Source organism: Candidatus Pseudomonas auctus, assembly GCF_048654275.1.
Classification (GTDB): domain Bacteria; phylum Pseudomonadota; class Gammaproteobacteria; order Pseudomonadales; family Pseudomonadaceae; genus Aquipseudomonas; species Aquipseudomonas pharyngis.
Window position 1 is genome coordinate 123,914 of sequence record NZ_JBJYZK010000003.1, and the last position, 18,268, is coordinate 142,181.

The 18,268-nt window shown below is 61.7% G+C and carries 15 protein-coding genes; 9 read left to right on the plus strand and 6 right to left on the minus strand.

Features of this window, described 5'->3' with window-relative positions; all coding sequences use genetic code 11:
• Positions 1 to 20: 20 nt before the first annotated feature.
• A complete protein-coding gene (tcdA, locus tag ACKUG4_RS07020; protein WP_085647789.1) occupies positions 21 to 839 on the minus strand; it encodes a tRNA cyclic N6-threonylcarbamoyladenosine(37) synthase TcdA in 819 nt (272 codons plus the stop codon).
• Between the two features lie 274 nt (positions 840 to 1,113).
• On the opposite strand from tcdA, the gene ACKUG4_RS07025 reads away from it, so the two are divergent.
• The 4 genes from ACKUG4_RS07025 (at position 1,114) to ACKUG4_RS07040 (ending at position 6,217) form a co-directional block, all read left to right on the plus strand.
• Positions 1,114 to 3,705 carry a glycosyltransferase gene (locus ACKUG4_RS07025; RefSeq protein WP_445433709.1) on the plus strand — a complete coding sequence of 864 codons (2,592 nt, stop codon included), beginning with the start codon at positions 1,114 to 1,116 and terminating at the stop codon, positions 3,703 to 3,705.
• A gap of 98 nt (positions 3,706 to 3,803) precedes the next feature.
• Positions 3,804 to 4,955: a succinyl-diaminopimelate desuccinylase gene (gene dapE / locus ACKUG4_RS07030; protein WP_445433710.1), complete on the plus strand. Its 1,152-nt coding sequence runs from the start codon at positions 3,804 to 3,806 to the stop codon at positions 4,953 to 4,955.
• Positions 4,955 to 5,764 (plus strand): putative RNA methyltransferase, encoded by an 810-nt coding sequence (locus ACKUG4_RS07035; protein ID WP_445433711.1) that lies wholly within the window; start codon positions 4,955 to 4,957, stop codon positions 5,762 to 5,764. Before dapE ends, ACKUG4_RS07035 begins: the two co-directional genes overlap by 1 nt.
• A 75-nt stretch (positions 5,765 to 5,839) precedes the next feature.
• Positions 5,840 to 6,217: a hypothetical protein gene (locus ACKUG4_RS07040; protein ID WP_236190270.1), complete on the plus strand. Its 378-nt coding sequence runs from the start codon at positions 5,840 to 5,842 to the stop codon at positions 6,215 to 6,217.
• Between the two features lie 92 nt (positions 6,218 to 6,309).
• Here ACKUG4_RS07040 and ACKUG4_RS07045 read toward each other — a convergent pair whose 3' ends face one another.
• Positions 6,310 to 6,519: a cold shock domain-containing protein gene (locus tag ACKUG4_RS07045; protein ID WP_007954750.1), complete on the minus strand. Its 210-nt coding sequence runs from the start codon at positions 6,517 to 6,519 to the stop codon at positions 6,310 to 6,312.
• Between the two features lie 237 nt (positions 6,520 to 6,756).
• On the opposite strand from ACKUG4_RS07045, the gene plsB reads away from it, so the two are divergent.
• Genes plsB through ACKUG4_RS07060 form a run of 3 tightly spaced genes read left to right on the plus strand, consistent with a single transcriptional unit; the run spans position 6,757 to position 10,427 of the window.
• Positions 6,757 to 9,261, plus strand: coding sequence for a glycerol-3-phosphate 1-O-acyltransferase PlsB (gene plsB, locus ACKUG4_RS07050; protein ID WP_445433712.1), 2,505 nt, complete (start codon positions 6,757 to 6,759; stop codon positions 9,259 to 9,261).
• 51 nt (positions 9,262 to 9,312) lie between these two features.
• Entirely contained in the window at positions 9,313 to 9,711 is a 399-nt protein-coding gene (locus ACKUG4_RS07055; RefSeq protein WP_262158530.1) for a YbaY family lipoprotein, read from the plus strand.
• Between the two features lie 26 nt (positions 9,712 to 9,737).
• Positions 9,738 to 10,427, plus strand: coding sequence for a DUF4197 domain-containing protein (locus ACKUG4_RS07060; protein WP_445433713.1), 690 nt, complete (start codon positions 9,738 to 9,740; stop codon positions 10,425 to 10,427).
• A 701-nt stretch (positions 10,428 to 11,128) separates the two neighbouring features.
• On the opposite strand, the gene ACKUG4_RS07065 is transcribed toward ACKUG4_RS07060, so the two are convergent.
• Both ACKUG4_RS07065 and ACKUG4_RS07070 read right to left on the minus strand, forming a co-directional pair.
• Positions 11,129 to 14,197 (minus strand): efflux RND transporter permease subunit, encoded by a 3,069-nt coding sequence (locus tag ACKUG4_RS07065; protein WP_445433714.1) that lies wholly within the window; start codon positions 14,195 to 14,197, stop codon positions 11,129 to 11,131.
• A gap of 6 nt (positions 14,198 to 14,203) precedes the next feature.
• Positions 14,204 to 15,304, minus strand: coding sequence for an efflux RND transporter periplasmic adaptor subunit (locus ACKUG4_RS07070; protein ID WP_064593735.1), 1,101 nt, complete (start codon positions 15,302 to 15,304; stop codon positions 14,204 to 14,206).
• Positions 15,305 to 15,398: 94 nt separating this feature from the next.
• On the opposite strand from ACKUG4_RS07070, the gene ACKUG4_RS07075 reads away from it, so the two are divergent.
• Positions 15,399 to 16,034 (plus strand): TetR/AcrR family transcriptional regulator, encoded by a 636-nt coding sequence (locus ACKUG4_RS07075; RefSeq protein WP_085612275.1) that lies wholly within the window; start codon positions 15,399 to 15,401, stop codon positions 16,032 to 16,034.
• Between the two features lie 45 nt (positions 16,035 to 16,079).
• Here ACKUG4_RS07075 and ACKUG4_RS07080 read toward each other — a convergent pair whose 3' ends face one another.
• Positions 16,080 to 16,862, minus strand: coding sequence for a class I SAM-dependent methyltransferase (locus tag ACKUG4_RS07080; protein WP_445433715.1), 783 nt, complete (start codon positions 16,860 to 16,862; stop codon positions 16,080 to 16,082).
• Positions 16,863 to 16,955: 93 nt separating this feature from the next.
• Between ACKUG4_RS07080 and ACKUG4_RS07085 the strand changes: the two genes are divergently transcribed.
• Positions 16,956 to 17,570: an energy transducer TonB gene (locus ACKUG4_RS07085; RefSeq protein WP_445433716.1), complete on the plus strand. Its 615-nt coding sequence runs from the start codon at positions 16,956 to 16,958 to the stop codon at positions 17,568 to 17,570.
• A 4-nt stretch (positions 17,571 to 17,574) separates the two neighbouring features.
• Here ACKUG4_RS07085 and ACKUG4_RS07090 read toward each other — a convergent pair whose 3' ends face one another.
• Positions 17,575 to 18,267 (minus strand): extensin-like domain-containing protein, encoded by a 693-nt coding sequence (locus ACKUG4_RS07090; protein WP_445433717.1) that lies wholly within the window; start codon positions 18,265 to 18,267, stop codon positions 17,575 to 17,577.
• Between the last annotated feature and the right edge of the window lies 1 nt (position 18,268).

Here is an 18,268-nt window from a genome sequence, read left to right on the forward strand (position 1 = left end):
CTGCTGGGCAGCCCTATGCTTCAGGCCTGAGACTTGACCCGATCCGCCGGTCGCCGCACGCCCGCCACAATCTTGTCCACAGCCTTGGTCGCCGCGACCATGCCGAACGTCGCCGTCACCATCATCACCGCGCCAAACCCGCCGGCGCAGTCCAGTTTCACGCCGTCACCGACGAAACTCTTCTGCAGGCAAATACTGCCGTCCGGTTTCGGATAGCGCAGCTGTTCGGTGGAGAACACACACGGCACGCTGTAATGGCGAGTCACTGTGCGCGAGAAGCCGTAGTCGCGACGCAGCGTCGAGCGCACTTTCGAGGCCAGTGGGTCGTTGAAGGTGCGGTTGAGGTCGCAGACCTGAATCAACGTCGGATCGATCTGCCCGCCAGCTCCACCGGTAGTGATGATCTGAATCTTGCGGCGCTTGCACCAGGCAATCAGCGCAGCCTTGGCGTTGACCGCGTCGATGCAGTCGATCACGCAGTCGATGTTCGGCGTGATGTATTCGGCCATGGTGTCGCGGGTGACGAAATCCGCCACGGCGTGCACCTTGCAGTCCGGGTTGATCCCGCGCAGACGCTCGGCCATCACCTCGACCTTGGGCTTGCCAACGGTGCTGTCGAGCGCGTGCAACTGGCGGTTGGCGTTGCTGACGCAGACGTCGTCGAGGTCGAACAGCGAAATCTCGCCCACCCCGCAACGGGCCATGGCTTCCGCCGCCCAGGAACCGACGCCGCCAACGCCGACAATCGCCACATGGGCTGCACGCAGGCGCTCAAGGCCCTCGATGCCATACAAACGGGCGATGCCTGCAAACCGCGGATCTTCTGTACTCATGACCATTACCCTGAAAACCGGCGCGCATTATAGGGCCGTCGGCGGCCAAGAGCATCTTTGCGCTATGAACGGCGAATGCGCCTGCTTTAATTAAAGCTGCACGTAACAAAGATTTGTCTTACACGCTGAAACGAAAGAACTTAAGTCAGGTTGGATTGCCCAACGTCCGGCATTTCCCTGTCTCTTGTAGGACTAGGCGAACTGCCGGTGTAGGATGCGCGCCCTCCTGGCGTCAACCAGCCGACCCTTCGTTCCACAGCCTTTGGAACCCGACACAGCTATGTCATCGCGTAAATTTGGACTCAACCTGGTGGTGGTTCTGGCAATCGCCGCCCTGTTCACCGGTTTCTGGGCGCTGATCAACCGCCCCGTCTCCGCGCCGAACTGGCCGGAGCAGATCTCCGGTTTCTCCTATTCACCGTTCCAGCAGGGACAGTTCCCACAGAAGGATCAGTATCCGACCGACGATGAAATGCGCCGCGACCTGGAGATCATGAGCAAGCTGACGGACAACATCCGCATCTACTCGGTCGACGGTTCCCTGCAGGACATCCCGAAACTGGCGGAAGAATTCGGTCTGCGCGTGACCCTGGGGATCTGGATCAGCCCCGACCAGGAGCGCAACGAGCGGGAGATCGCTAAAGCTATCGAGTTGGCCAACTCTTCGCGCAGTGTGGTTCGCGTGGTGGTCGGCAACGAAGCATTATTCCGGGAGGAAATCACGCCTGAGGCCCTGACCGTCCTGCTGGATCGTGTCCGTGCAGCGGTGAAGGTACCGGTCACCACCTCCGAACAATGGCATATCTGGGAGAAATACCCGCAACTGGCCAAACACGTCGACCTGATTGCCGCCCACGTTCTGCCCTACTGGGAATTCATTCCGGTGGACAAGGCCGGGCAGTTCGTTTTCGACCGCGCCCGCGACCTGAAAAAGATGTTCCCGAAAAAACCGCTGCTGCTGTCCGAAGTGGGCTGGCCGAGCAACGGCCGCATGCGCGGTGGCGCCGATGCGTCGCCGGCGGATCAGGCGATCTACCTGCGCACGCTGGTCAACAAACTCAACCGTCAGGGCTTCAACTATTTCGTGATCGAAGCGTTTGACCAGCCGTGGAAGGCCAGCGACGAAGGTTCGGTCGGCGCTTACTGGGGCGTGTTCAACGCCGCACGCCAGCAGAAATTCAACTTCGAAGGCCCGGTGGTGGCGATCCCGCAATGGCGCGTGCTGGCCATCGGTTCGGTGGTGCTGGCGCTGTTGTCGCTGACCCTGCTGATGATCGACGGCTCGGCCCTGCGTCAGCGCGGCCGTACCTTCCTGACCTTTATCGCGTTTCTGTGCGGTTCGGTGCTGGTGTGGATCGGTTACGACTACAGCCAGCAATACAGCACGTGGTTCAGCCTGACGGTGGGCTTCCTGCTGGCGCTCGGTGCGCTCGGGGTGTTCATCGTGTTGCTGACCGAGGCCCACGAACTGGCCGAAGCGGTGTGGATTCACAAACGCCGGCGTGAATTCCTGCCGGTGGTCGGCGATTCTGATTACCGCCCGAAGGTTTCGATCCACGTGCCCTGCTACAACGAGCCGCCGGAGATGGTCAAACAGACCCTCAACGCCCTGGCCAACCTCGACTATCCGGACTTCGAAGTCCTGATCATCGACAACAACACCAAGGACCCGGCGGTCTGGGAACCGGTGCGCGACTACTGCGAAACGCTCGGCCCGCGCTTCAAGTTCTTCCACGTCTCGCCCCTGGCCGGTTTCAAGGGCGGCGCGCTGAACTACCTGATCCCGCACACCGCCAAGGACGCCGAAGTGATCGCGGTGATCGACTCCGACTACTGCGTGCACCCGAACTGGCTCAAGCACATGGTGCCGCACTTCGCCGACCCGAAAATCGCCGTGGTGCAGTCGCCGCAGGATTATCGCGACCAGAACGAAAGCACCTTCAAAAAGCTCTGCTACGCCGAATACAAAGGCTTCTTCCACATCGGCATGGTCACCCGCAACGACCGCGACGCGATCATCCAGCACGGCACCATGACCATGACCCGTCGTTCGGTTCTGGAAGAACTGGGCTGGGCCGACTGGTGCATCTGTGAAGACGCCGAACTCGGTCTGCGGGTATTCGAGAAAGGCCTGTCGGCGGCGTATTACCACGACAGTTACGGCAAGGGTCTGATGCCGGACACCTTCATCGACTTCAAGAAGCAGCGTTTCCGCTGGGCCTACGGCGCGATCCAGATCATCAAGCGTCACACCCGCAGCCTGCTGCGCGGCAAAGACACCGAGCTGACTCGCGGCCAGCGTTACCACTTCCTCGCAGGCTGGCTGCCTTGGGTGGCGGACGGCATGAACATCTTCTTCACCGTCGGCGCGCTGTTGTGGTCGGCGGCGATGATTATCGTGCCGCAGCGGGTCGATCCGCCGCTGCTGATTTTCGCGATCCCGCCACTGGCGCTGTTCGTGTTCAAGGTCGGCAAGATCATCTTCCTCTACCGTCGCGCCGTGGGCGTGAACCTCAAGGATGCATTCTGCGCGGCACTGGCCGGTCTGGCGTTGTCGCACACCATCGCCAAAGCGGTGCTGTACGGCTTCTTCACCAGCAGCATTCCGTTCTTCCGCACCCCGAAAAACGCCGACAACCATGGCTTCTGGGTGGCGATTTCCGAAGCCCGGGAAGAGCTGTTCATCATGCTGCTGTTGTGGGGCGCGGCGCTGGGGATCTTCCTGGTGCAGGGCATTCCGAGCAACGACATGCGCTTCTGGGTGGCCATGTTGCTGGTGCAGTCGCTGCCGTACGTGGCGGCGCTGATCATGGCGTTCCTGTCGTCGCTGCCAAAACCTGCGGCTGCGCCTGAACCGGCACCGGTGGTCTAAATCCTCACCGATGCACTAAACGGCGGCCAATGGTCGCCGTTTTGCTTTAAGATAACCGCCATTTTGCGCGCCTTGCCCCCCAGCTTTCGGAGTTTTCCATGACGGCCCACGCCGACCTTTCGCCGACCCTTCAACTCGCCATCGACCTGATCCGCCGTCCGTCCGTGACGCCGGTCGACGCCGATTGCCAGAAGCAGATGATGCAGCGCCTGGGCGATGCCGGTTTCCAGCTGGAACCGATGCGCATCGAAGATGTGGATAACTTCTGGGCGACTCACGGCAAAGGCGACGGCCCGGTGCTGTGCTTCGCTGGCCACACCGACGTGGTACCAACCGGCCCGGTTACTGCGTGGCAGATCGACCCGTTCAACGCAGTGATCGACGAGCACGGCATGCTCTGCGGCCGTGGCGCGGCGGACATGAAAGGCAGCCTGGCTTCGATGACAGTCGCCGCCGAGCGCTTCGTCGCCGACTACCCGGATCACAAGGGCAAGGTCGCGTTCCTGATCACCAGCGACGAAGAAGGCCCGGCGCATCACGGCACCAAGGCTGTGGTCGAGCGCCTGGCAGCCCGTAACGAGCGTCTGGACTGGTGCATCGTCGGCGAACCGTCGAGCACCACGCTGGTCGGCGACGTGGTGAAGAACGGTCGTCGCGGCTCCCTCGGCGCCAAACTGACCGTGCGCGGTGTCCAGGGCCACGTCGCCTATCCGCACCTGGCGAAGAACCCGATCCACCTCGCTGCCCCGGCTCTGGCCGAGCTGGCCGCCGAGCATTGGGATCACGGCAACGACTTCTTCCCGCCGACCAGTTTCCAGATTTCCAACGTCAACTCCGGCACCGGCGCGACCAACGTGATTCCGGGCGATCTGGTGGCGGTGTTCAACTTCCGCTTCTCCACCGAGTCGACCGTTGAAGGGCTGCAGAAACGCGTCGCCGACATCCTCGACAAGCACGGCCTGGACTGGCACATCGACTGGGCGCTGTCCGGTCTGCCGTTCCTCACCGAGCCGGGTGCGCTGCTCGACGCAGTGTCTTCGAGCATCAAGCAGATCACCGGCCGCGAGACCAAGGCGTCCACCAGCGGCGGTACCTCCGACGGTCGTTTCATCGCGACCATGGGCACGCAGGTTGTTGAGCTGGGCCCGGTCAACGCGACCATCCACCAGGTCAACGAGCGCGTGCTGGCGGCCGATCTCGACGTGCTGACCGAGATCTACTACCAGACCCTGATCAAGTTGCTCGTCTGATGCTCGCGTGCCCGATCTGCAGTGAACCGCTGAATGCGGTGGACAACGGCGTGGTCTGCCCCGCCGGCCACCGCTTTGACCGTGCGCGCCAGGGTTACCTCAACCTGCTGCCGGTGCAGCACAAGAACAGCCGCGATCCCGGTGACAATCAGGCGATGGTCGAGGCCCGCCGCGACTTTCTGAACGCCGGGCATTACGCGCCGGTGGCCAAGCGTCTGGCGGAGCTGGCGGCGAGTTATGCGCCAGCCCGTTGGGTCGATATCGGTTGTGGCGAGGGTTACTACACCGCGCAGATCGCCGAGGCTTTGCCCGACGCCGACGGTTACGCGCTGGACATCTCGAAGGAAGCGGTCAAACGCGCCTGTAAACGCAATCCGGCACTGACCTGGTTGATCGCCAGCATGGCCCGGGTGCCACTGGCCGCCGGCAGTTGCCAGTTTCTGGCCAGTGTATTCAGTCCGTTGGACTGGGAAGAAGCCAAGCGCCTGCTCAGCGTCGGCGGCGGTCTGATGAAAGTCGGCCCGACCAGCGGCCATCTGATGGAATTGCGCGAACGCCTGTACGACGAAGTGCGCGAATACACCGACGACAAGCACTTGGCCCTGGTGCCGGAAGGCATGGCGCTGGCGCACAGTGAAACCCTGGAATTCAAACTGACGCTGGACAAGCCCGAGGATCGCGCCAACCTGCTGGCGATGACGCCCCACGGCTGGCGCGCCAGTGCCGAGCGCCGCGCGGCGGTGATCGAACAGCCCGAGCCGTTCGTGACCACGGTCTCGATGCGCTACGATTATTTCGTTCTTCAATAACTTTTGGTCCCGGGCAACGACCCGGGGCCGGCTAAATCCGCGAATGGATTTTTCAGACCCGCAGTGAGGATATCCATGCGCCAACCGGACATCGAGATTTACCTGAAAGACGCCGACGTCGACCACAAGGCCATTTCCGCCTGGCTGGGCGCCGCCCTCGGCCCGTGCAGCGACTGGGTACAGAAAGGTCAGACGTACAAGTGCAAGGCCGGCAACATCCCGGTGACCTGGCTGCCGAAAGCCGTGGGCAAGTGGAACAGCCTGTACCTGGAAAGCGATGCGACCCCTTGGGACGACGACATCGCCTGCGCCCGGGCAGCCTTTGCCGCGCTGAACGTCGAAGTGCGCTGCGCGCCGGGGACGTGGGTCGAGGATGAAGGTGAAGAGACGGCGGATCGCTGGATTCGGATCAGCGTCGATGGTGAAGAAGAAATCACCTGGAAAACTGCATAACAAAGCCGTACACAAAACCTGTGGGAGCGGCGGTTCGACGCTTCGACTTGCCCGCTCCCACAGTGTTTTTTCGGGGATCCGAAGAGTGCGGTTTACAACCCGACCACGTCTTCAGCCTGCAACCCCTTCTGCCCTTCCACCACCGCGTATTCAACCTGCTGACCCTCGGTCAGCGAACGATGGCCTTCGCCGCGGATCGCGCGATAGTGCACGAACACGTCCACCCCGTCTTCGCGCTGAATGAAGCCGTAGCCCTTGGCGTCGTTGAACCACTTCACGTTGCCGGTTTCACGTGTTGCCATCTGTTCATACTCCTTTTTTATTATTGAACAGGCTTTTCGCAGGAAAGCCTTTGAGGAACGTCAGCCTGCGTCCGACGTCCATAAAAGGGCCCCGGCGACAGATCGCCGAGTATATGACAGGCGGCAAAACTCTCAACAGGAGATTACTTCGCCGCTTTTTTGCCGATTTTCGCCCAATACGGCAAACTGTCGACCGCCCGAGCAAACGCTCGGTTTATCCACTCACGCAGAAGCCGTATGACCCGTTCCCCGTTCCGCCGTCTTGTGTTTGGCACCTTGCGCCGACTGTTGTATCTCTGGGTTCGCTCCGAGACGATCAACCAGTCGTCGTTCACCCTCAACCTCGACCGCAGTCGTCCGGTGTTCTACGTTCTGCAAAATCCATCGCTGACTGATCTGGCGGTGGTCGACACCGAGTGCACCAAGGCCGGCCTGCCGCGCCCGGTGCTGCCGGTGTCCGTGGGTTCGCTGATCGAACCGGCGGCGTTTTTCTACCTGACGCCAGACCCGGACTGGCTCGGTCGCCAGGACAAGCGCGGTGCACCGCCGACCCTGACCCGACTGGTCAGCGCCCTCAGCCAGAACGCTGCCGAAGACGCGCAGATCATTCCGGTCAGCGTGTTCTGGGGCCAGTCGCCGGACAGCGAAAACAGTCCGTGGAAACTGCTGTTCGCCGACAGCTGGGCCGTCACCGGGCGTCTGCGTCGCCTGCTGAGCATCATGATTCTGGGGCGCAAGACCCGCGTGCAATTCTCCGCACCGATCCACCTGCGCGAACTGATCGAACACAACAAGGGCCACGAGCGCACGGTGCGCATGGCCCAGCGGATCCTGCGGGTGCACTTCCGCAACCTCAAGGCTGCAGTGATCGGTCCGGACATTTCCCACCGCCGCAACCTGGTCAAAGGCCTGCTCAACCAGCCGCTGGTCAAGCAAGCGATCCTCGACGAAGCCGAGCGCGAAAACATCTCCCCGGAAAAAGCCAAGGCCCAGGCCCTGCGCTACGGTAACGAGATCGCCTCGGACTACACCTACACCGCGATCCGTTTTCTGGAAGTGGTGCTGAGCTGGTTCTGGAACAAGATCTACGACGGGATCAAGGTCAACCACATTGAAGGCGTGCAGAAGGTCGCCCAGGGTCACGAAGTGATCTACGTGCCGTGCCACCGCAGCCACATCGACTATCTGCTGCTGTCGTACTTGCTGTTCCGCAATGGCCTGACCCCGCCGCACATCGCCGCCGGGATCAACCTCAACATGCCGGTGATCGGCAGCCTGCTGCGCCGTGGCGGCGCGTTCTTCATGCGCCGCACGTTCAAGGGCAATCCACTGTACACCTCGGTGTTCAACGAATACCTGCACACCCTGTTCACCAAAGGTTTCCCGGTCGAGTACTTCGTCGAGGGCGGTCGCTCGCGTACCGGGCGCATGCTGCAACCGAAAACCGGGATGCTCGCAATCACCATGCGCAGCTTCCTGCGTTCGTCGCGGATGCCGATCGTGTTTGTGCCGGTGTACATCGGTTATGAGCGCGTGCTCGAAGGCCGCACCTACCTCGGCGAGCTGCGTGGCGCGAGCAAGAAGAAAGAATCGATCTTCGACATCTTCAAAGTCATCGGCGCGCTAAAGCAGCGCTTCGGCCAAGTGGCGGTGAACTTTGGCGAGCCGATCAAACTGGCGGAATTCCTCGACAGCGAACAGCCCGACTGGCGCCAGCAGGAACTCGGCCCGCAGTACAAGCCGGCGTGGCTCAACGAAACCACCAATCGCCTCGGCGAAAAAGTCGCGCAGCACCTGAACGAAGCGGCGGCGATCAACCCGGTCAACCTGGTGGCGCTGGCGCTGCTGTCGACCACCCGCCTGGCGCTGGATGATCGGGCCATGGCGCGGGTGCTGGATCTGTATCTGGCGCTGCTGCGCAAGGTGCCATACTCACCGCACACCACCTTGCCGGAAGGCGATGGCCGCGCGCTGATCGAGCACGTGAAGGACATGGATCTGCTGTCCGAGCAGAACGATGCGCTGGGCAAGATCCTTTATCTGGACGAGCAGAACGCCGTCCTGATGACCTATTACCGCAACAACGTGCTGCACATCTTCGCCCTGCCGGCGCTGCTGGCGAGCTTCTTCCAGAGCACCTCGCGCATGAGCCGCGAACAGATCCTGCGCTACACCCGCGCGCTGTATCCGTACCTGCAATCGGAGCTGTTCATCCGCTGGACCCTGGACGAACTGGACGCGGTGATCGATCAGTGGCTGGAAGCGTTCGTCGAACAGGGCCTGCTGCGTTTCGAGAAAGACGTGTACCTGCGCCCGGCACCGAGCTCGCGGCATTTCGTGCTGCTGACCCTGCTGTCGAAGAGCATCGCCCAAACCTTGCAACGCTTCTACATGACGGTTTCCCTGCTGCTCAACAGCGGCCAGAAAAGCATCAGCGCCGAAGAACTGGAAGACCTGTGCACGGTCATGGCCCAGCGCCTGTCGATCCTGCATGGCCTGAACGCACCGGAGTTCTTCGACAAGAGCCTGTTCCGCCACTTCATCCAGACAATGCTCGACCTCGACGTGCTGCGCCGCGACGAAGCCGGCAAGTTGAGCTACCACGAACTGCTCGGCGAACTGGCCGAAGGCGCGGCCAAACGGGTGTTGCCGGCGGAGATTCGCTTGTCGATCCGTCAGGTGGCACTGCACCGCAGTGAAGATGCGGCCGATCAGCCCGCCGCCCCTGTGCAAAGCGACTAAATTCCTACAGGCGCCAGGCTTCTTCTGGCGCCGTCGATACGGAGATCTCCGATGAAAAAACTTTCCCTTCTTGCCGCCGCCACGTTGCTCAGCGCCTGCCAGTCGACCGCTCCGGCCGGCAAGGTCAGCCTCGACGGCGAAGTGTTCTACCTGCAACGCATCGCCCTGCCGCCCAGTGCGACCTTGAGCGTGAGCCTGCAGGACGTTTCGCTGGCCGACGCTCCAGCCGTGGTACTCGACGAACAGAAAGGCCCGGTCAAAGGCCAGGTGCCGCTGCCGTTCCACTTGAGCTACGATCCGGCCCAGGTCAAACCCGGCCACCGCTACTCGGTCAGCGCGCGCATTGAAGTCAACGGCGAGCTGATGTTCATCACCACCGAAAACCATGCCGTGCAGCTTGATGGCAAGGATCCGCAGCCACTGAAGATCCGCGTCGACTCGGCCCGTTAACGCCCTTTTCAAACAAGGAAGCTTTCATGCTCCGTCCTACCCTTCGCTTCGCCGGCCTGTGCGCGGGCCTGATGATCTCCGCCAACGCACTGGCCCTGTCCCTCAGCGACCTGTCGCAAGGCGACGCCACCGGTGGCCTCAAGGATGCCCTGACCCAGGGCGCGCAACTGGCCGTGAAACAACTCGGCACGCCGGGCGGTTTCAGCAACAACCCGGACGTGAAGATCGAACTGCCGGGCAAACTCGGGAAAGTCGCCGGCAAGATGAAAGCCTTCGGCATGGGCGCTCAAGTTGAAGAACTGGAAACCGCCATGAACAAGGCCGCGGAAACCGCCGTCACCCAGGCCCAGCCGATCCTCGTCGACGCCGTGAAGAAAATGAGCGTGGAAGACGCCAAAGGCATCCTCAGCGGCGGCAACGACTCCGCTACTCAATACCTGGACAAATCCAGCCGCGAACAGATCCGCACCAAATTCCTGCCGATCGTCAAACAGGCGACCGACAAGGTCGGCGTAGCCCAGAAATACAACGCCTTCGCCGGCCAGGCCGCAACCTTCGGCGTGGTGGATGCGAAGAGCGCCAACATCGAAAGCTACGTGACCGAACAAGCGCTCAACGGCCTGTTCGAAATGATCGGCAAACAGGAAGAAACCATCCGCAACAACCCGGCCGCTGCGGCGACGAGTCTGGCGAAAAAAGTGTTTGGTACGCTTTAACTCTTTCGTGCAATGAAAAGCCCGCTGATCTTTACAGGTTCAGCGGGCTTTTTCATGGGGTCAGATTTGTGGAGCGAACTCATCCAAAGCTTAGGTTGAGATCGCAAAACTGAAGAAAACGCTCAAGAGCTTTCTGGTGCTCCGAAGCTTTGTTGAACGACTCAAGAAGCCCCCTCACCCTAGCCCTCTCCCGAGGGAGAGGGGACTGACCGAGTTGTTTGGGAGAGGTACGCCGACGTGAAATACCGAGGTGAACTCGGGTTTTAAAACACATACCGCTCTATTCCCCTCCCTCCCGCTTTGGCTTTGGCTTTCCACCACTCAACACAATGAGCGTTAGCTCGAGTACCGCTTTTGACGTGCCGGCCCCTTCGGCCGGCTGAGTGGAGGGATTTATCCGGGGGTGGGAGCGCAGCGACCGTTTGGCGAAGCCAAACACATCGAGAGGAGGTGCAGCGAAGCAAACCGGAGGCGATGCCCCCGGATGAATCCCGGAGCGAAGGAACCCCAAGCCCCAGCGAGGGGCCGAACGCCGGGGCCAAGCCTTTTGCTTACTTTTTGCTGGGCCGGCATTCCGGCGTTTGAAAAAGTGAGCCGCTGTAAGAGCGGAACCGCCAGTCGCAACACCCGCAGAAACGGATATTCACCCAAAACCCCAAGAGTCTGGTCGGCCCGAAGGCCGCCAAGCTCACCAAACCAAATCAAGACTCCTTGCGAACCCTGAACCAAGCCGCATACAACGCCGGCAAAAACAAAAGCGTCAGAGCAGTAGCAACAATTAACCCCCCCATAATCGCCACCGCCATCGGCCCAAAAAACACACTGCGCGAAAGCGGAATCATCGCCAGCACCGCCGCCAGCGCCGTCAACACAATCGGCCGGAACCGCCGCACGGTCGCCTCGATAATCGCCTGCCACGGTTTGAGCCCGGCGGCGATGTCCTGCTCGATCTGATCCACCAGAATCACCGAGTTACGCATGATCATCCCCGACAGCGCGATCGTCCCGAGCATCGCCACAAACCCGAACGGCTGACGGAACACCAGCAGAAACAGCGTCACTCCGATCAACCCCAGCGGCGCCGTCAGAAACACCATCGCCGTGCGCGAAAAACTGCGCAACTGCACCATCAGCAACGTCAGCACCACGACAATGAACATCGGCACGCCGGCGTTCACCGACTTCTGCCCACGCTCCGAATCCTCCACCGTACCGCCGACATCCAGCAGATAGCCGTCCGGCAATTCGGCGCGGATCGGATCAAGCGTCGGCATGATCTGCTTCACCAGCGTTGCCGGTTGTTCCTTGCCATAGATGTCCGCCCGCACGGTCACGTTCGGCAGACGATTGCGGTGCCAGATGATGCCTTCCTCGAAGCCATATTCCAGCGTGGCAATCTGCGACAGCGCGACGCTGCGACCGTTGTCGGTCGGCACCGCCAGACTCGGCAGCAACGACAATTCGGTGCGCTCGTGCACGGTGCCGCGCAGGAGGATTTCGATCAGTTCGTTGTCCTCGCGGTACTGGCTGACGCTGGAGCCGGTCAGCGAACTCTGGAGGAATTTCGCCAGATTCGCCGTGCTCACACCCAGTGCCCGGGCGCGATCCTGATCAATGTTCAGGTACACGACCTTGCTCGGCTCTTCCCAGTCCAGATGCACATTCACCACATGCGGGTTCTCGCGCACCTTGGCCGCCACCTTGCGCGCCAAAGCACGGACTTCCTCGATGTGCTCGCCGGTGACACGGAATTGCACCGGATAACCGACCGGCGGGCCGTTTTCCAGGCGCGTGACCCGCGAGCGCAAGGCCGGGAACTGCTCGTTCAACGTCTCGATCAGCCAAGTGCGCAGCGCTTCGCGCTCCTCGATGGTTTTCGCCAGAACGACGAACTGGGCGAAGCTCGCCGCCGGCAGTTGTTGATCCAGCGGCAGATAGAAACGTGGCGAACCGGTGCCGACGTAAGCGACATAGTTGTCGATGCCAGCGTGATCCTTGAGCATCGCTTCCAGCCGTTTGACTTCGGCCGTGGTATTGGCCAGCGAGGCGCCCTCGGCAAGCTTCAGATCGACCATCAGCTCCAGTCGCCCGGAAGCCGGAAAGAACTGCTGCGGCACGAACCGGAACAACGCCAGCGACGCAACAAATAGCAGCACGGTGAGCACGATCACGGTTTTGCGCCGACGTACGCACCACTCCACCAGACGCCGTACCCGTTGGTAGAAAGGCGTACCGTAGGGATCGGTCTGGCCGTCAGCCGTACCGTGTTTGGCCGCGTGAATTTTCGCCAGATCCGGCAGGAGTTTTTCTCCCAGATACGGCACGAACACCACGGCCGCCACCCAGGATGCGAGCAGAGCAATGGTCACCACCTGGAAGATCGAGCGGGTGTATTCGCCGGTGCCGGATTGCGCCGTGGCAATTGGCAGGAAACCGGCGGCGGTGATCAGCGTACCGGTGAGCATCGGGAACGCGGTGCTGGTCCAGGCGTAACTGGCGGCTTTGATCCGGTCAAAGCCCTGCTCCATTTTGATCGCCATCATTTCCACGGCGATGATCGCGTCGTCCACCAGCAAACCCAGCGCCAGTACCAACGCACCGAGGGAAATCTTGTGCAGGCCGATGCCGAGGTAATACATGCAGGCGAACGTCATCGCCAGCACCAGCGGAATGGTCAGCGCCACCACCATGCCGGTGCGCACGCCGAGGGAAAAGAAGCTCACCAGCAACACGATGGCCAGCGCTTCGACCAGCACCTGGACGAACTCGCCGACGCCGGTTTTCACAGCTGCGGGCTGATCGGAGACCTTGCGCAATTGCATGCCGGCCGGCAGGTTTTTCTGGATGCGGGCGAATTCGATTTCCAAGGCCTTGCCCAGCACCAGAATGTCGCCGCCGTCCTTCATCGCCACCGCCAGGCCGATCGCATCCTCGCCCATGAAGCGCATGCGCGGCGCCGGGGGATCGTTGAAACCGCGCCGCACATCGGCAACATCGGAGATGCGGAACGTACGATCCCCGACCCGGATCGGGAAGTTCTTGATCTCGTCGACTGTCTGAAAATTCCCCGACACCCGCAGCTGCAAGCGCTCGCTGCCGGTTTCGAAAAACCCTGCGGTGGACACCGCGTTCTGTTCCTCCAGCGCCTGCTGCACGGCTGCCAGCGGCAAGCCGAGGGTGGCGAGTTTGACGTTGGACAATTCGACCCAGACCTTCTCGTCCTGCAAACCGAGCAGATCGACCTTGCCCACGTCCTTGACCCGTTGCAGCTGGATCTGGATGCGGTCGGCGTAATCCTTGAGCACCGCGTAGTCGAAACCGTCGCCGGTCAGCGCATAGATATTGCCGAAGGTGGTGCCGAACTCATCGTTGAAAAACGGCCCCTGAATGCCCGGCGGCAGGGTCTGGCGAATGTCGCTGACTTTCTTGCGCACCTGATACCAGAGATCCGGAATCTCCACCGAATGCATCGAGTCGCGGGCAATGAACGTGACCTGGGATTCACCGGGGCGCGAGAACGAAACAATCCGCTCGTACTCGCCGGTTTCCATCAGTTTCTTTTCGATGCGTTCGGTAACCTGGCGCGAGACTTCCTGAGCCGTTGCGCCGGGCCAGCGGGTCTGGATGACCATCGCCTTGAAGGTGAACGGCGGGTCTTCGCTCTGGCCGAGCTTGGTGTAGGACAAGGCACCGACAATCGCCAGCAAAAGCATCAGGAACAGTACAATCTGGCGATTGCGCAGCGCCCAGGCGGAAAGATTGAAACCCATCGGGGATTACTCCTTGTCCGCCAGATTGACCACGCGGTTGGAGCGATCCACCGGGCGCACCTGCTGCCCTTCCAGCAATACGTGAACGCCAGCGGCGACCACCCAGTCGCTGGCGTTCAGGCCTTCGAGCACCGGCACGGTTTTCTCACCGAACGGGCCGACGCGCACCGGGGTCTTTTTCAGGGTGTTGTTGGCGCTGACGACCCAGACGTAGGTCGCGCCGTTTTCGGCAGTCAGTGCCGAGAGCGGCACCGACAGCGGGATGACATCGGCGGTCTGCACGAAGACCCGGGCGCTCTGGCCCAGTTCTGCCGGGACCTTGCCGGCGGTGAATGAAATGCGTGCGGCGAAGGTGCGGGATTTCGGATCGGCCGCCGGCGACAACTCGCGGATCTGCCCGGCAAAGCGCTGGTTCTGTTGCGTCCATAGCTCCACAGAGACCGGCTGGCCGACCTTGAAGCGGCCGAAGCTCTGCTCCGGCAGGCTGATCAGCACTTCCCGTTCGCCGTCAGTGGCGAGAGTGAAAACGGTCTGCCCGGCGGCGACCACCTGCCCGACCTCCACCGAACGCTTGGCCACCACGCCATCCTGGGGCGCGCGCAGCACGGCGTAACTGGCCTGATTGGTCGAGACGTTGAATTCGGCTTTGATCTGTTTCAGGCGGGCTTCGCCGGAGCGGTAGAGATTTTCGGCATTGTCGTAGGCCGAGCGGCTGACCATCTGCCGTTCCATCAGGGTCTTGTAGCGGTCACGCTCGGCACGCACCAGGTTCAGGTTGGCTTCGGCGGCCGCAACCTGGGCCCGGGTGGCTTCCAGTTGCAGGCGTACATCCTGCGGATCGAGCTCGGCGAGTGGCTGATCGGCCTTCACGCGCTGGCCTTCCTCGACCAGTCGTCGGCTGACTTTGCCGCCGATGCGGAACGCCAGATCGGGTTCGTAGCGGGCGCGAACCTCGCCCGGATAACTTTCCATCGCCTGCGCCGAAGGCTCTGGCTGCACCACCATGGCCGGTCGCACGCTGACTTGCGTTACCTCTTCCTTGCCACATGCCGACAACAAAAACGCCAGACTGACTGGCACCGCAAAGGACAACGCATGGCGGAACATGGTGAAGGACCTTTCGCTAAGGAGGCTTGGAATAATTATACTGGCCGGTATGTTATTAATAGCAAACTCACCAGTCCAGTATTAAAAGCGAAGAATGTCGAACAATCTTTCCACTCCAAACGGCCCGGGCCGACCGAAGGATCCGGCCAAGCGCCAGGCGATCCTCGAGGCGGCGAAAATCCTGTTTCTGAGTCATGGCTATGCCAACACCAGCATGGACGCGGTGGCCGCCGAGGCCGGGGTGTCGAAGCTGACGGTCTACAGCCATTTCAACGACAAGGAGACGCTGTTCTCTGCCGCTGTAGTGGCCAAATGCGAGGAGCAATTGCCGCCGCTGTTCTTCGAATTGCCGGACGGCATCGCGGTGGAAAATGTGTTGCTGAACATTGCGCGAGGCTTTCACCACCTGATCAACAGCGATGAATCGGTGAACCTGCATCGCCTGATCATGGCCTTGGGCAGTCAGGATCCCAACCTGTCACTGATCTTCTTCGAGGCCGGTCCTCAGCGCATGGTGCAAGGCATGGAACGTTTGCTGCGGCGGATTCACGAAACCGGCGTGCTGAGCATCGACAACCCGCACAACGCCGCCGAGCACTTCTTTTGCCTGATCAAGGGCGCCGGGAATTTCCGCCTGTTGTACGGCTGCGGTGAGCCGCTGACCGGCGAGGCAGCGGAAAGTCATGTGCAGGAAGTGGTCGGGCTGTTCATGCGGGCCTTTCGACCCTGAAAACAAAAATCCCACGCCATGCGTGGGATTTTCTTATGCGACGGCTCAGGCCTTGAGCGCTTTCTTCGGGTAGATGTCATAGCGGCTGGATTTGCCATCCAGCGCATGGCTCGGTTTCGGCCCTTCGATGCACGGCGCCTTGCGCGGTCGCTTGACCACCACCCGGTGCGTGGCCAATGCCAGCGCCGCTTCCAGCAACGCCGGGGCATCCGGATCATCGCCCACCAACGGGCGGAACAGACGCATTTCCTTTTTCACCAGCGCGGTTTTCTCACGGTGCGGGAACATCGGGTCGAGGTAGATCACCTGCGGCGGCTCGCCCTCCCAATTGCGCATCACGTCGATGGAGTTGCCCTTGAGCAGCTTCATCCGCGCCACGATCGGCGCCACATCGAAGTCTTCCGCCGCCCGGGCCAGACCATCTTCCAGCAACGCGCCGATCAATGGCTGGCGCTCGATCAGGCTCATCTCGCAACCGAGACTGGCCAGCACGAACGCATCCTTGCCCAGCCCTGCCGTGGCATCCAGCACCCGTGGACGCACGCCTTGGGCGATGCCGACCGCCTTGGCGATCATCTGCCCGCTGCCACCGCCGTACAACCGACGATGGGCCGCACCGCCCTCGACAAAGTCCACCCGCACCGGCCCCGGGGCATCCGGCCCCAGCTGTTGCAGCTGCAAACCCTGCTCGCCGACCTGCAAGGCGAACTCGCCGTCAGCCACCTGCAACGGCAGATCCAGGCGCTGCGCCCACTGCTCGGCCTGCGCTTCGAACGTCGGGCCGAGGGCCTCGACATGGATGCGGCAGGCCGCGGGTTGCTCAATCATGGAAAACACGCTCAAAAAAGTTAAGGATCGGCAAAAACCGCCGATAACCCAATCAACGCGCATTTTGCCAGAGCTGAGCGTCAACCGAAAAAAATGTCAGGCATTCTTCCCACATCGATTGGCTACATTTCGCCCACAGGCGATTTCAGCCGTCATAACACTCAAGCATTGGGCGGCGTCAGCCACCTGTGGCAGGATTTTTTTGCCCAGGCACTGGCCGAGCAATCGAGTGATGTGGTGCCGGCCTGCGGCACGTTCCCGCCGGTCGATCTGCAAAGCCCTGAAGAACCGACTGTCGGCAGCGAACTGCACGCGCACATCGTCAGCCAGCGCGAATGCGATGTGGTTGAAACCGAGGTGCGTCCGCCGGAGCCGCTGTTCCTGCCGATCGCCGAGATCGACATGACACTGGCCGAGCCGTACCCTCCGTTCCCGGCAGAAGAAATCAAGACTCAGCAAAAGCAGCAGGATTTCGACAGCAGCTGGGTTCGTCCGGTTGTGATCAACAACGGCCAGCCGATTCCGGAACCGGGCCCTGCCCCGCAGAAGAAACCGCTGTACCTGCCGATTGCCGAGTTCGACCTGGATCTGCTGCAGCCGTACCCGCCATTCCCGCCGGAAGCCATCGTCGAGCAGCAGAAAGCCCTGGACTTCGATAACGGCTGGGTGCGCCCGATCGTTCAGCAGAACCTGCGCATCGCCGCCTGATCCCTCAGCGACACACGCTCCAGCGCCCGACATCGACATGAAAGTGATTGCGATGGGCGGCGTTGTAATCCGGACTCAACACCACACTGAACACCTCGCAGGCGCCATCGCGCACCTGACGTAGAAACTGCGCGTCCCGGTTTTGCTTCGGCCAGTCCTTGAGCACGCTGATCGCACGACCATCCGCCAGGCGGAAGCCGGCGATGTCCAGGGCATCGGCGCTGGCGTGGCGGCTGAGCGCGCCGCTCTCGCGGTTGTAGACGTTGCGGCAGGCAAAGCTGCCAAGATGATCGACCCGCGCCACGGATTGACCGTAGACCTGCTGCGCCGCCGGTTGCAACGTGTGGCGCTCGAACATCGCGAACGCCACGGCCAACGGACAGCTGGCGAGAAAGCTGCTGCTGAGCCCCACACCGCCGCCCTGCACGCGCAAAGCGCCGATCAGCGGGCATTTGGCATCCGGACTGTCGGCCTGTGGCGAAACCCGCAGGCCAGAGCTGCCCAGCGCCTGTGCGCACAGGGCCGGATCGCTGCGCAGGCGCATCAACTTGTAACCCGTGAGCCAGTTGGGCGTCGCCTGCACGTCCAGCGGCGCCCACGGGTTCCACTGCGGCGGCACATCGAGCCAACCGCGCCAGACGCCGATCAGCCCGCCACCAATGATCAGCAGCCCTGCCAACACCAGCCAGCGCCCCATG